Annotated in this window: 11 protein-coding genes; 3 read left to right on the forward strand and 8 right to left on the reverse strand. The window is 40.0% G+C overall.

Translation table 11 applies throughout. The features are described 5' to 3' along the window. Nucleotides 1–99 precede the first annotated feature (99 nt). The 3 genes from katG to NE848_RS10900 all read left to right on the forward strand — a co-directional run bounded on the left by katG (nt 100) and on the right by NE848_RS10900 (nt 5,984). Nucleotides 100–2,358, forward strand: a complete 2,259-nt coding sequence (gene katG / locus NE848_RS10890) for a catalase/peroxidase HPI (protein WP_279344040.1) — start codon at nt 100–102, stop codon at nt 2,356–2,358. Nucleotides 2,359–2,620: 262 nt separating this feature from the next. Continuing rightward, nucleotides 2,621–3,499, forward strand: a complete 879-nt coding sequence (locus NE848_RS10895) for a DUF1684 domain-containing protein (protein ID WP_252113409.1) — start codon at nt 2,621–2,623, stop codon at nt 3,497–3,499. Between the two features lie 34 nt (nt 3,500–3,533). Beyond that, nucleotides 3,534–5,984: a glycoside hydrolase family 31 protein gene (locus NE848_RS10900; RefSeq protein ID WP_252113411.1), complete on the forward strand. Its 2,451-nt coding sequence runs from the start codon at nt 3,534–3,536 to the stop codon at nt 5,982–5,984. Nucleotides 5,985–6,056: 72 nt separating this feature from the next. On the opposite strand, the gene NE848_RS10905 is transcribed toward NE848_RS10900, so the two are convergent. The 8 genes from NE848_RS10905 to NE848_RS10940 all read right to left on the reverse strand — a co-directional run bounded on the left by NE848_RS10905 (nt 6,057) and on the right by NE848_RS10940 (nt 14,809). Further along, nucleotides 6,057–6,416 carry a hypothetical protein gene (locus NE848_RS10905; protein ID WP_252113413.1) on the reverse strand — a complete coding sequence of 120 codons (360 nt, stop codon included), beginning with the start codon at nt 6,414–6,416 and terminating at the stop codon, nt 6,057–6,059. 245 nt (nt 6,417–6,661) lie between these two features. Next, nucleotides 6,662–8,947 carry a nitric-oxide reductase large subunit gene (locus NE848_RS10910; RefSeq protein ID WP_252113415.1) on the reverse strand — a complete coding sequence of 762 codons (2,286 nt, stop codon included), beginning with the start codon at nt 8,945–8,947 and terminating at the stop codon, nt 6,662–6,664. A gap of 124 nt (nt 8,948–9,071) precedes the next feature. Then, nucleotides 9,072–9,962, reverse strand: a complete 891-nt coding sequence (locus NE848_RS10915) for a dioxygenase family protein (RefSeq protein WP_252113417.1) — start codon at nt 9,960–9,962, stop codon at nt 9,072–9,074. A gap of 349 nt (nt 9,963–10,311) precedes the next feature. Continuing rightward, nucleotides 10,312–11,004 carry an alpha/beta hydrolase gene (locus tag NE848_RS10920; RefSeq protein ID WP_252113419.1) on the reverse strand — a complete coding sequence of 231 codons (693 nt, stop codon included), beginning with the start codon at nt 11,002–11,004 and terminating at the stop codon, nt 10,312–10,314. A 198-nt stretch (nt 11,005–11,202) separates the two neighbouring features. Further along, nucleotides 11,203–12,423 carry a hypothetical protein gene (locus tag NE848_RS10925; protein WP_252113421.1) on the reverse strand — a complete coding sequence of 407 codons (1,221 nt, stop codon included), beginning with the start codon at nt 12,421–12,423 and terminating at the stop codon, nt 11,203–11,205. A gap of 247 nt (nt 12,424–12,670) precedes the next feature. Then, nucleotides 12,671–13,156, reverse strand: coding sequence for a Cif family virulence factor (locus NE848_RS10930; RefSeq protein ID WP_252113423.1), 486 nt, complete (start codon nt 13,154–13,156; stop codon nt 12,671–12,673). A 151-nt stretch (nt 13,157–13,307) separates the two neighbouring features. Beyond that, nucleotides 13,308–14,168: an alpha/beta fold hydrolase gene (locus NE848_RS10935; RefSeq protein WP_252113426.1), complete on the reverse strand. Its 861-nt coding sequence runs from the start codon at nt 14,166–14,168 to the stop codon at nt 13,308–13,310. Nucleotides 14,169–14,323: 155 nt separating this feature from the next. Continuing rightward, nucleotides 14,324–14,809, reverse strand: a complete 486-nt coding sequence (locus NE848_RS10940; RefSeq protein WP_252113428.1) for a carboxypeptidase-like regulatory domain-containing protein — start codon at nt 14,807–14,809, stop codon at nt 14,324–14,326. Nucleotides 14,810–14,968: the final 159 nt, after the last annotated feature.

The raw sequence follows: 14,968 nt of genomic DNA on the forward strand, positions 1-14,968 counted from the left end.
CTTTGCCTTTAACGAGCATAGGTTTTAATTATCAGCAAGTAAGACATATAAACAAATATTATCATATTTTTAAGTATTAATCATCTAAAACTATCCAACATGGCACACAACAATCATTCGAACAATTCAGACAATCATAAAGTCTGGGAAGTGAACGAATCAAGCAAATGTCCGTTTATGGGTGGGGCTACAAAATTTACTGCGGGTAGTGGAACCTCTAACCGCGACTGGTGGCCAAATTCATTGAACTTAAAGATACTACGTCAGCATTCCTCCCTTTCAGATCCTATGGGGGAGGATTTTAATTATGCCGAAGAGTTTAAGAGTCTCGATCTTGAAGCAGTTAAAAAAGACCTTTTTGATCTTATGACCGACTCCCAAGATTGGTGGCCGGCCGATTACGGTCATTACGGTCCTTTCTTTATACGTATGGCATGGCATAGCGCCGGGACTTATCGTATTGGGGACGGCCGCGGAGGCGGAGCTTCCGGTTCCCAGCGTTTTGCACCGCTTAACAGCTGGCCAGATAATGCAAACCTTGATAAGGCACGCTTACTGCTTTGGCCTGTCAAGCAGAAATATGGTAAAAAGCTCTCCTGGGCAGATCTTATGATCCTTGCCGGGAACTGTGCCCTGGAATCTATGGGATTCAAAACCTTCGGCTTTGGAGGTGGGCGTGAAGACATCTGGGAACCCGAAGAAGATATCTACTGGGGTTCTGAAGGTGAATGGTTAGGAAATAAGGAGCGTTTCGCCAAGGGAGACAAACTTGAAAATCCGCTTGGAGCTACTCATATGGGACTGATCTATGTGAATCCTGAAGGTCCGAACGGAAATCCTGATCCGGTAGCCGCTGCCGACCATATTCGCGAGACTTTCGGCCGAATGGCGATGAACGATTATGAGACCGTAGCACTTATTGCCGGAGGGCACACCTTTGGAAAGACCCACGGTGCGGCTGATTCCGAAAAATATGTGGGAGCCGAACCGGCAGGAGCGAGTATCGAAGAGATGGGTCTCGGATGGAAAAACTCATTCGGTAGTGGTAAAGCCGGAGATGCGATTACCAGTGGTATTGAAGGTGCCTGGACAAAGACTCCAACCAAATGGAGCATGAACTTCTTTGAGAACCTGTTCAAATATGAATGGGAATGCATTAAAGGCCCTGGCGGAGCTTATCAATGGCAGCCAAAAGATGGGGCTGGTGCTGGCCTTATTCCAGATGCACATGATTCATCGAAAAGCCATCAGCCATTTATGCTTACCACCGATCTTTCTCTGAAGATGGATCCCGAATATGAAAAGATCTCAAGACACTTCTATGAGAATCCCGATGAGTTTGCTGATGCCTTCGCAAGGGCATGGTATAAGCTTACGCACCGTGATATGGGACCTGTTTCAAGATATTTAGGGCCTGAGGTTCCCGATGAAGAACTTATCTGGCAGGATCCTGTTCCTGCTGTAGATCATGAACTGATCAGCGATCAGGATATTTCCAACCTGAAAGGAAAAATTCTAGATTCAGGACTATCTGTTTCTCAACTGGTGACTACCGCCTGGGCTTCGGCATCTACCTATCGTGACTCTGATAAAAGAGGCGGAGCCAACGGAGCCCGTATCAGGCTGGAGCCTCAGAGAAGCTGGGCAGTGAACAACCCGCCTGAATTGCAGAAGGTATTGGAGAAACTTGAAAGCATTAAAGATGATTTCAATAACTCCCAATCTGGCAACAAAAAAGTCTCTCTGGCTGATATCATAGTCCTTGCCGGAAGTGCCGGGGTGGAAAAGGCTGCCAGGGATGCGGGTCATGACCTAAACGTTCCTTTTACACCGGGTCGTACCGATGCTTCACAGGAACAGACCGATATTGAGGCATTTGAACCACTTGAACCACAGGCAGACGGTTTCCGCAATTATCTGAAGCGAACAGAAAAAGTTACTACTTCAGCAGAAGAGATGCTGGTAGACAGGGCTCAGCTTTTAAAGCTTAGCGCTCCGGAAATGACCGTGCTCGTGGGTGGCATGCGTGCACTTGGGGCTAATTATGACGGATCTGATCACGGTATTTTTACCGATAAGCCCGGAACATTGACAAACGATTTCTTTATGAATCTGCTGGATATGAATACCACCTGGAAAGCGACCTCAGATGATCAGCTTGTATTTGAAGGTAAGGACCGTAAAAGCGGTGAGGTGAAATGGACCGGAACCCGTGTTGATCTTATCTTTGGTTCCAATTCAGAGCTTCGTGCCCTTGCTGAAGTATATGGCTGCAAGGATTCACAGGAGAAGTTCGTGAAAGACTTTGTAAAAGCATGGACCAAGGTGATGAACAATGATCGCTTTGATCTTAATTAGTTGAAAATTTAGTTTTAAGCAAGAAGAGGCTGTCTAAAAAGCAAATCCAGCCGTCATTACGAACGAAGTGAAGTAATCTCTACTATGGTTACCAAATTATGTAAAGATTGCTTCGTTCCTCGCAATGACCGGGAAAGAACTTTTTAGACAGCCTCTTCTATTTTTAATATATCCCGGTGAATTTCTATAAACAGGAATCATAGCTATCTGAATTTAAAAAGCTTTAAATTGCCGCCTGAACAATTGAAGTTTTATTTGAAAAATGAAGAATATCAGTTATCTCTTACTACTGGCTGTACTTATAAGCTGCCAGGAAAAAAGGGAATTTAAGATCGATAAGGAATACAAGGAGGCTTACCAGGCTTTCCAGGGCGAACTTCATGAAGAACATTTTTATTATCTGAGTATTTCGGATATGTTTGAACTGGATTCTGCTTCTGCCAATTCTTTTGGTTCGGCTCCTGAGAATAATTTTCAGCTAAAAGACTCCACCGCTCCGGCTAAGCTAGGTAGCATTAAGTTTGAAAATGATTCACTTGTCTTTCATTCTTCGCCGGAGGTTGAGGTTAGACTTGAAAACGATTCGGTGATCGATAAATATAATCTGATATCCCTTGATCACAGGGGACATTCAGAGATCATGTTCCATGAGAATTACAGCTGGTATGTGAATTCGCTGGAAGATGTGAAGCTACTAAGGATCATGAATTCCGAAAATCCCGAGATCGACAAATTTCCCGGTTTCCAGTCCTATGAGCTCACATCCGAATTTATTTTTGAAGGAAAACTGACTTATTATGAATCTCCAAAGATCATTGAAATTCCAGTGAGTTATGGTGGTACCAGGGAGGCCGAATTTATAGGTTCTTTAGATTTCGAATACAAAGGGAAGACTTATTCGCTGGATTTTATGGAAGGTAACTTCATTATGTTTGGCGACCAGACGGCTCTAACCGAAACCTATGGCGCGGGACGTTACCTTGAGTTTGAAACCAATGATAATAAAACTGCGATCCTGGATTTTAACCATGCCTATAATCCGCCATGCAGTTATAGTGGTTTTACCACCTGCTCCTATCCTCCTGAAGAAAACTGGCTGGATTTTGAAGTAAAGGCAGGAGAGAAGGAGAATCTTTTATAACTTTATAGTTATTGAAAGTTTATTCCTTAGATCCATGAAACTGCTCAGGTCAATTATTGTCTTACTTTTTCTTCAGGTTTTTCACTCTTCTTTCGCTCAAAGAGGAGATTATGAATCCTTTCAAAAGGAAAATCACCAGGTTACTTTTGAGACGACTACCGGGTACAAGCTTCGGGTAAGTTTCTATCAGGATGATGTAATAAGGTTTCATTGGGTTAGTGCCGGAGAGGATTATTTTGCTGATGATCGCTATGAGATGGTAGTAGATCATGAGAAAAATGGTAATTACAGTCTTAAGGAACAAGCCTCTGAGATTCTGCTGATAAATGATAAGCTAACTGTAGCGATCTCAAAATCACCTTTAAAAGTGGATATCCGTGATTCAGAAAAGATGCTTTTGGAAGAAAGAGAGGGAGTAAAATGGGAGGATAACAGGATCAGTATCGATTTTGAATTTGATGAAGAAGAGCATTTTGCAGGTCTGGGCCATGGAGCGTTCGGCTGGGTGGAGTCTATAGATCTAAGAGGACAAAAAGTTTCAAGCAACTACGGGGAGGGAAAGATGAAATCCGATTGGGGAGCCCAGGGTGTGCTCACAGTGCCTTACTACCTGTCCAGCAAGGGTTATGGAGTTTTTCTGAACAGTACCTATAATCATGAATTCAACTTTGGTAAGAATCAAACCTATGATTTTGGTTTCAATACCAGTGGATTTCCCGGCCAGATGGACTATTTCTTTATTTATGGTCCTCATTTCAGGGAGATCCTGGGTAAATATACCGGTCTTACAGGCAGACCTCGTTTACCCCAGCGCTCGATCTTTGGCTTACAGCTTTCAGATAAGGGATCGCCTCAACACCAGGGAGTGGAGTGGTGGAAAGAGAAGATTATTGCTCACAGGAATGCGGGTTATCCTCTTGATCACCTGGTTAATGATAATCGATGGCGGGCTGGAACCGGGGCATGGTCCGGTTCCTGGTTCGAGTGGGACTCCACTCGGGTACCAGATCCTGCGGAATTCAATGAATGGATAAAAGCTCATCATCTCACGGTAACATTGGATCATAACAGGAATAATGCCCTGCTGTCGGCAGGATGGAAACCCGAATATAATCTTCCTTATGCCAAAGAATCAGGCGTAAAGGAAGGCGAAAGCGCTCCAGATTATTCCAATCCCGAAATGCGTAACTGGATCTGGGAGCTGTTCTGGTCTCAATCTCTTAATCCCGACCTTAATTATCCCGGAGATGCCCTCTGGATAGACGAAACAGATGAGATGTGGCCAATGAGCGATACGATTATTCTTGCAAATGGAAGGTCGTGGGCTGAAAATGAGAATTATTATCCTTTTTTGATAGGGAAAGCCATTGTACAGGAAGGATGGGATAATAAGAATGAAAACCTCCCACCCGGGATAGGCGAAGATAAAAGACCATTTGTGTGGGCCCGAAGCGCCATGGCCGGAGGACAGCGCCTAACGACCCATTGGACCGGTGATATCAAGTGTGATTACGAGTGGATGAAAGCCCAGGTAAGGGCAATGCAGGCATCCGGGCTATCTGGGTTTCCATATTTCAACCATGATGCGGGGGGATTTAGAGAACCCGGTCCAGAGGATCATATGTATATGAACTGGGCTATGGCTTTCGGAAGTTTTTCTCCCATCTGGCGCCCTCATGGCCCTGGTGAAAATTCACGCTGGCCACTTGACAGATCTCAAAAAGCAAGGGATGTTGCAATGAAATATGGGGTTTTGAGATATGAAATGATGCCATATATCTATACCTATGCTCATATTGCCCATGAAAAGGGTGTTCCCATGGCAAGAGCCATGGTGATTGATCATCAGGAAGTTCCTGAAGCCTGGAAGTACGACTTGCAATACATGTGGGGAGACGAATTACTCGTGGCGCCGGTGTTTTCTAAAATGGATTCGATCAGGGAGGTGTGGCTTCCCGAAGGGAAATGGTACGATTTCCATACCAGGGAAAAGATCATTGGAGGAAAGACGATACGGTATAAGACCACAACGGGCCAACTGCCCCTATTTGTAAAAGAAGGAGCTATCATTCCTAAATATGATTATGCTAAAAGTACTTTTTCCCTTGATCCAACTAAGATTAGTATTGATGTATATACCGGGACTGATGGTGCCTTTACTTTATATGAAGATGATAACGTAACCGAAAGGTTCCGTACTCGTAATGAACTGCGTACTACTGAGATCGAATTTAAAGATGGCAGGCTAACGATATATCCTTCCATTGGGACTTATGAGAAGGCGCCAATGAAACGCGATTATATGATTGTTTTGATCGGTCTGAAAAATATAAGGAAAATAAAGGTGAATTCTAAGAACTTAGATTCGGTAGATTCTGTTGAAATGCTGGAAAAAGAGGAGGGTATATTTTGGGATGGCACTCACAATAAGCTCATAATTTCCCTTAAAGACAGAGGTGTAAACGAAAGAATAACAGTGGAGTAAGAAATTCTGAGATCTGATCCAGCCAAAAACACTTCGGGGTATATCACCGCTTTAATGTGGTATTTCAAGTGTTTAAATGGATGGTGAAGACTTATTTGGCTTCTTTTTAATTCCATTTAAAAGGATCAAAAGGCCCAGTGCAGCAATGGGTAAACCTAATAAAAGGGTCATCATTCCTTTTTCCCAAACAAGAAAAACCATATACCATTGTATGGAGTACCAGATAAGAAATACCATTCCTGAAATTACCTTGTGTTTCCATAGCAGGATATAGCCCACCAGGAAGAGACTGAAAAGGAAATAACCGGTAAGCTCACTGGATTCTGTATAAAGTGCGGCACTTTCTACCATTAATAATATGATATAACCCACCATTGCCATGGATGTTATGATCTTTAAGGTAAGACTGTAATTCTCAATTCTGCTTCTCATGTTTCACTGTTTTAAATCCATGAGCACTTTCGTCAAAGTAAATGTAGTAGACCAGGTATTCTGTAAATGTTCACCCTCTTAAGTTACTTAAATTATTTTAATTAATGTGTTTATTTCAAATGTTCAGGCTTAATTTTTTTTCAGTATAAGTGACTGATTGTTCAGTGGATACAAAAAAATAAGAGGGATGAAAAAAAGTCATCCCTCTTACGATTCAACTAATTAAAAATAAAAAAACTCGATTATTATTCTACTTCTTCCAGCACTCTTTCTTCCTTTTTTATTCTGGTTTCCTGGGCAAGTTTCTTCTTGCTGTTAAGGGAAAATACGAACCATACAAAGGATACAAGTCCTATTGCAAATATGGTGTCTCCAACGGCGCGTAACCATCGCAGGGTATCCATCCTGGGTTGCTGCATAAATTCGGCAGAGCGGGCATACCACATCCCTTCATTAACGCTGGCCACGGTTTGTAAAAGACCAATTGGGAGCACGCTTAAAAGAACCATAAGGATCAATCCGATATTGATACTCCAGAAAGAAAATTTCAGCAGTTTTTCGTTCCATATTTGTTTTCGGTACATACTTCTAAGCACGAACATCATCAAACCTATGCCAAGCATTCCGTATACACCGAACAGTGCGGTATGAGCATGTACGGCAGTGGTGTTAAGCCCCTGCATGTAATAGAGTGCTATTGGCGGATTGATAATGAAACCAAATATACCCGCGCCAAGGAAGTTCCAGAAAGCCACTGCGACCAGGCAGTAAATAGGCCATTTATAGTCTTTGATCCACTTGGTGGCCTTGCTCAGCTTATAGTTTTCATAAGCTTCGATTCCTATTAAAACCAGGGGAACTACTTCCAGTGCACTAAAGGTTGCTCCAAGGGCCATCACGGCAGTAGGAGTACCACTAAAGTAAAGGTGGTGAAAAGTACCTAAAATACCACCCGATAGAAATATCACAGTAGCGAGCAGCACATTTAATGTGGCCGTTTTGGTTCTGAGTAACCCGAGTCTTACGAACAGGAAGGCTCCCACAACAGTGGCAAAAACTTCAAAAAAGCCTTCCACCCAGAGGTGTACAACCCACCAGCGCCAGTATTCGGCGATGGCGATATTGGTTTGTCTTCCCCACATTAACCCGGCGGCATAGAATAGGGCTATGGCCGCAGAGGAGACCAGGAACATTAATAAAAGATTTCTTTCCGATGTTTTTTTGCGGAGTACCGGAAGTAATGGTCGTACCATCAAAGCCAGCCATAAGAACAGACCTACAAGAAGGAATATCTGCCAGAAACGGCCAAGATCAACATATTCATATCCCTGGTGCCCGAACCAGAAGTTTTCGGCTAGTCCTAATTTTTGCATTACTCCCATCCATTGACCGGCCATGGAACCTGCTACGATAATTAGAAGGCAGATAAAAAGAAAGTTCACTCCCAGCTTCTGGAATTTGGGATCCCTGCCCGAAACTGCCGGTGCTATGTAGAGCCCGGTTGCCAGCCAGGCCGTAGCGATCCATAAGATTCCCAATTGCACATGCCAGGTTCGGGATATTGAATAAGGGAGTATTTTGGCAAGATCAAGTCCGTAGAAAGCATCACCTTCAACTCCATAGTGGGCAGTAATAACCCCGAAACTTACCTGCACAAGTATCAACAGGCTTACGATCCACAAATACTTTTTTACCGCCTGCATGGAGGGGGTAATGGTCTGTCGCATTAAAGGATCTTCCACCGGCAATTCAGGAGATTCTTCCTCCTTCATTTTCGCATGATAGAATACCATAACGCCTATTCCGAACAACAGGAGAATAATACTGAATCCAGTCCATATAAGCAGGTCCCCGGTGGGCTTGTTTCCAACAAGTTCCTCTGGTGGCCAGTTATGGGTATAGCTTACTTCGCTTCCGGGTCTTTCGGTAACTGTGGCCCAGGATGCCCAGAAGAAGAAGTTGCTCATTTGCCGCATTCTGTCTTCATCTTTTATGGCATTCTTAGGGATGGCGTAATAATTTCTTAACTCATCGAGTGCAGGATCGTCCATAAAAAGCCCTTTGTAATAGGAATTAAGGCTTTCAATAGCTTCGGCCCTTAAGGGAGATATGGTAATCGTGCCATCTTCTTCGTTGTAGGTGTTGTTTCGCAGTTCTTCCTGCAACCTTCTTTCAAGGGCCGCCTGTTTTTCGCTGCCAAGGGTCTCATATTTCTCTCCATGTTCTTCTTCAGACCATTTGTTAAGAATATATAGAGATTCCCTGTGAAGCCAGTCCGCGGTCCAGTCTGGTGCGATATATGCGCCATGACCCCAGATAGAACCGACTTCCTGTCCGCCCATGCTTTGCCAAACGTTCTGCCCGTCCAGGATGTCCTGTCCCTTAACCACGATCTCACCATCTGGGGTTACAATGTTGGTGGGTCTAGGCGGGGCTTTCTGATAGATCTCAAAACCATAATATCCTAAGATTGTAAAGGATATGAGCATCACCAGTCCGAAGGTGATCCATAGTTTTCTTTCTTTGCTCATTTCTGTGTTCGTTTAAAGGTTAGCACAAAAATCACAAATAGCCTATTTCTGAATTATGATGAATATCATATTTCGGATAAATTTGTCCGAAATAGATCAAAGGATTTATTTTACTATTGGGTGTTTAATATTTCAGGAACCTGGTTCCTTTCATTTTTATAAGTTCAGACTTGTCTGCGGGGTAATCCCACAGGTTGATGGCTACCAGGGCTTCGGCTTTGTCATTAAAACTAAAGACAGCCTTATTCACTCCCTTAGCGGCTTCAAAGGTATTATTGCCAGTGTAGCTAAACCCTTCCATGATCTGCCCATTAATTCGCATCATCAAAAGATTGTTGTTGCGGTAGAACTCTGCTGTTCCGTTCTCCAGCTGGTAAAGCCCGGAAACCTTTTTAAAGCCCTCGTCGCTAAGCCGGAATACCTTGCTCATGGTAACATCGAATTGCACCTCGTGTTCGCCGGTCGTGGTTTTGCTGATGGCGAGAATACGCTGAATGGCTTCCGGTGACCTGGAACTGGGGTCATCCTTAAGGTGAGGATCATCCCTAAAGTATATCTGCGTAATAAGGTCCTGGTACTTGGGATTGGAAATACGCATATGTATGTGTGCAGGTCTCCAACCAGTTCCCGTATTATAAGGCGGGGGCAGGATTGTTTTAAAGGAATAGGAACCATTGCTTCCCGTCTTTACTGCACCCCTGAACCTGAACTCATCAGAGGTATTGTCGTAAACCCTGTCTGCATCACACTGCCAGGCCTCTACAAGCACACCTGCCAAGGGTGTTCTGCCATCATCTTTAAATATCTTTCCGCTGAGGTATGCTTTTGTTCCCCGGACTCCGGGAGGAATAAGATCGCTACGAATAGGAGCATTAGGCCGGTAGAAGGGTCCCAGGATATCGGAGGTGGTGGGATTGTTTCCTTCAAAGAATTTGCCGTTCCAGTTTATGGAACCAAATGCGGCAATGCTGAATGCGGTCATTGATGCGGTGGTAATAAATGATCTTCTTTTCATGTTGTTGAACTTTAATGTTGGTATTTCGTTGCTACCATGCATTGAAGCTCAAATGGAGAAAGGGGGAAAAGAAGGAGTATTGAATTTAACGAAATTATCTGGATAATCCCTTATGCTTTTTCTGTTTTTCAACTTCCGGGAATTTTCAGTGATCTGCTTAATTATTTACTCACAGTTTTAAATAACTGTTAAACCTGCCAAATAATTAAAATGTAGGAATTATCTTGCATATGTCACCCCCACGGATGCCCCAAATCTTTAAGGCAGGTGACAGGGCTGCATGCTTTTATAGTGTGCGGCCTTTTTTCTTTGAAATACTATCGGGGATTCGTTATTGTAGATATTTGCTTTAATTGCTGGCTATTTTATCTAATATTCCAGTTAGTTTTTTTCTTTTAGTTAACATTGGCCAATGGCCACCATTTAATTCGTAAAAACCAACATTACCATATAATAACTTTTGTCGTACAGACATATTAAAATTACTTCCAATGAAAACTGATTCGACTTCAATTTTGTCGGATTTGATATACGCATTTCGTGATACACTTTTTCCCGGATGATCTACCAGTTTTTTATTCAATAACCTTATTTGTTCCCCGGATAAATGTTTCTGCTGCTTTAATTCATCCAATGTTGGTGGTGGCCAATTACCACTATTATTTTCCATGATTTGAATTTCTTCTTTGGCATTAAGTCCAGCAGCCTCGAAAAGATTTTGATCATGAAGAGGAAAAAATGCTTCTAAAAATATCAATTTGGAAATTTTTTCGGGAACTTGATCAGCTAATTGTCCGATCACAAATCCAGAATAGCTGTGTCCCACCACAATTAATTCATTTAAGTTTTTTTCTTCTATAAAAGTTTTGACATCATCGACATGATCTTGTAAGTCAAAATTTTTTTGTGCATTTTTAGATTCTAATCCTCTTAGACTTACTGTGTAAACAGTATAATTTAAATCTTCCAGACTTTCTTTCAAATCTTTCCAAATCCATTTTCCCATCCAGGCTCCAGGTATAAATAAAAATGATTTCTTCAAGACCTTAAATTAATTTATTGAACTCAGGAATTTCTTAAACAATTATCTACAAGGCTTGCGATTAAAACCAGCGTACGGAAAATAGCACTTGATCCCGATAACTATCGGGATGTCCGTTTAAGACCTGGTTAGTTGATCAAGTTAATTATTTTCTTTCTAGGGCTGTTGTCTATTTGCAATGAAGGTTGCTGGCAATAGTTATTTTACCTCTATTTCGTATTTGAAAGATTGATCTTTTTGATTGTCCACTACAATATTATAATGTCCTTTATCCAAAACGAAATATGACTTATCTGATTTACCTTCAAGTTCAACTATATCAACAGGAATTGCTTCATTGATGTTTTCTCCTTTTTTATAAGCTAATACCATAATAGGATAATTAATTTCAAAATTTTCATTTTTAACCTCTACAAGTTGTGAACCATCGTTAAATAACCATTGAGGTCTTCCTTTTTCATATACTGTATTCGGGTGTAGAACGGCTATATCGCTCCAGCCATTCTTTTTTTGGTATCGGAAAGGATTATTATCGGAATCTATAAGAATGGAGGGGCTATCTATTTTTAGAGCTTTAAGAAGTGGTTGGTTAAAATTACGATTATATCTTTCGCTATATTTAACTTGATTAATAGTAAGTGGATCTACTCCTGTAAATTCTTTTAGACGACCAGCCATGGCTTTTCCCCAACTTCTATGTTCTCCTTCTAGAGAATGATCAAAACCGCAATAAATTAAGAATTTTTCATTAGGTCTTTCATTCATTATTCTTTGAATATTATTTGCTTGAGCAATCTCTCTTTCTTTACCATTTAAATTTCCAGTTTGCTCATAAGCAAATACATTAAAGCCTAAATTAAGAGCTGTTCGCAACATTTTTCCAAAATTCGGATCTTGAGTATAATAACCAGATTTCTGAATGGCGTAATTTCTATTATTTAGGTTTCTATCAATTGTATTTCCATTAGATAAAGCTTCTACACCTAAATTTCTATACCCTTGTTTATATAAATCCTGAAGTAGCGATTCGGTAAAAACTCTGTGAAATGAATAATGATGAGCTTCATTTATGATGATAACTCTATTCTTTTTGGATTGTTGGATTATATATTCTTTTGCTGAGACTATTTTATAATTCTCATTAATGGAATCTATTTGAGTTTGAGTGTAATTTTTGTCAGCTCCACCAAAAGCCATAGACCAATTTCTAAGTGCATTTTTAAAATCTCCTTTAGAAGCATATTCACCTGCTGAAATTTGATATTTCCAACTTACGGTATCCTCCTTTAACTTTTTCTCAATTTCAGAATTGAATATATATGGATTGTCGAATTCAATTTTTTTTGGAAGTCCTTGACTTTTACCAATGAAAAGTATCAGACAGAAAAATAGTGTATTGATTAGTGTAATGACTTTCATAAATAGTTATTTGATTCAAAAATAACTAAATATTTAGTTTAAACTAATAACTTAGTTTGATAATTGTTGCCAAGGCTTGCGATTAACAACAGTGTGCGGAAATTAACAAGTGGTCCCATTAACCACCGGGATGTCAGATTAAAACTTGGTTTGTTGTTCAGGTTAATTATTTTCTTTCTAAGGCTGCCGCTTATCGGCGATGAACCTTTGTTACTGCAAGTGGCCAAAAACAATTAAGTTTTCATGGTTAATCTTTCATGTTGGTAGTGGCAACTTCTCTGTGGAGTTTCCAAACCTCATCCTTTTTATCTTTTTTTAAAATTGCTAAAAAAGAAGCTTTAATTTCAACTGCCTTACCTTCTGAATTAGTATAGAAACTGGAACTAGTTCCAAAATCGTAAGCTACGGAATCATTTAATATTATGGTTTCCTCAGGATTCATTCGAATGCTATCGTAGCTAAATAATCCATCTGGATTTTTTATTAAATTTTTATATTCCTCCCATTCACCGCAAATTGGAGTTAAAGAAATTAAATCTGCAGTTGCATATTTACTCAGATCTTCATACCGTTTTTCGGCAATAGCATTTTCAAAATTACTTCTAGTTTCCTCAATTAACGCAAGTTCCTCGTTCATGTTTATAGGATTATCCTCAGCTTTTTCAGTTTTGTTCTGATTTGTATCACAAGAAATAAAACAGAAGATTAATAGAATAGGTATTAAACTTTTCATTTATCAGATGTTTTTAGTTTATATGTAAATTAAGGTAAAAATCTGATTTATAACACTTTCAGTGTATTCTAGAGTCGAAAAAAGGTAGCTTAGGAGCATAAGTAGCCTATTTGCTGTAAAGGTCAGAATAAACGCCTTTTTTAATGGGGGTTTATTTTTTGTTGGGATCAGTTTTATTTTTGTTATCCGCATTTAGAAAGTTGAGACTATTGTTTAAAAAAGTCTTGAGGTTTGGTCCAGTAATAGCAATATGTCCTGTGTTTGGCACAATCCATAATGCGGAATTGGGAATATTTTTATGCAATGCAAATGCTGGATCAATACCAAGGATTTCATCTCGATCACCATTGACAATCAAAGTCCTGAAATTAAATGTATTTAGTTCTTCATCTTTTAGTTTGATCTGATAATCAAAATTTGGGTTGAATAATGCCTTAATTTGACTATCACCATGGTAGTGTATTTTTTTCAGTCCTTCAACAAACGATTTTGGAAGGTTTTCATAAGAAAATGTATTGTCACTCTCATTATTTTCTCCTCCCGTGTAGTTATGAGAGGCACCTATTAGAATTACTGCCTGGATTCTTTCTGGATTAGAACTGGCTAACTCAAGTAGGGTTAGAGCACCAAAACTTAACCCAATTGCTTTTACTTTTTTTATTTTTAAATGGTCTAAGAGTTCCAAAATATCCTGGGCTGATTCTTTTATGGAGAAGTCTGCTGTTAGAGGGGAAGTTCTGCCATGTCCGCGTAGGTCAATCGCGTAAACTTTAAAGTTTTGAGCGTAGGTTGGTATGTATTCTGACCAAAAACTTGAAGATTGTGTCCAGCCATGAAGAAGTAAAAGTGGCTCACCTTTGCCATATATTTCATAATACATATCAATTTCATTGACTCTTATGGTCTCTGTTTTTTTTGGAAATTGCCCAAAGCCTGGATCCGAAATTAGACACATAAGAATCACCGGTATTATATTTTGTATTTGACGTAGATGCATTTGGATTAATGCCAACAGTCTCGGTTATTGCCAGTTGGTGGAGTAAGGGACGCGGTCCCTATAGCTATCGGGATGTCGGCTTATTGCTTTGTTGTTTGAAGTTCTAAGTTATTCTTTTTCCTGGAATACCGCATATTGCCCGCTAATCGTTGTTAGCAACCGGCTTTATCTTATCTTTCAATTAGATAGTGAGTTAAAGTTCCTGCTTTACCAAGACTAATATCAATTTCCCTGAGTTCACCCTTTTGTAATTCTAAATTATTAAGTTTAATTGTATCCATTCCCGCAAGACTATATGAAAAATTATAAATACCAGGTTCCAGGTTTATTTGATATTGACCATTAAAATCAGCCTGCCAAATTAGTTTTCGTTTTTTTAGAGTATTAGAAATTTGAATTTCAGCTAAAACTATAGGTTCATCGTTATTATTCACAATTTTACCTGAGACCATTGCTAAATTAGATTCAGCAAATCCTACGACTTCATTACGTGAAACTTTACCATTTTCAAATCCTGTGAGTTCAGAATATTCGGAATAATTTTTAGTCGTTTTGCAAGAAAGAGAAAAAACGAAAACTAAAATGCTGACCAATTTGATAAATATTTCACTTTTAAAATTCATTAAATATCCATGTAAGAATGATTGTAATCTCAATTTTATTTCTTCCAGAAAAACAATTCTGAAGCTGTCTCGTCCTGGAATACGGCTACAGGTTAAACTTGATTTTTACGCTGCATTTTGGTGTACCGCATTAGGTGTTTGATAGTCTAAAGATAAATGTAATCTTATTTCATTGTATAGTTTGATGGCATT

This window comes from Gramella jeungdoensis, assembly GCF_023805255.1.
GTDB classification, from domain to species: domain Bacteria; phylum Bacteroidota; class Bacteroidia; order Flavobacteriales; family Flavobacteriaceae; genus Christiangramia; species Christiangramia jeungdoensis.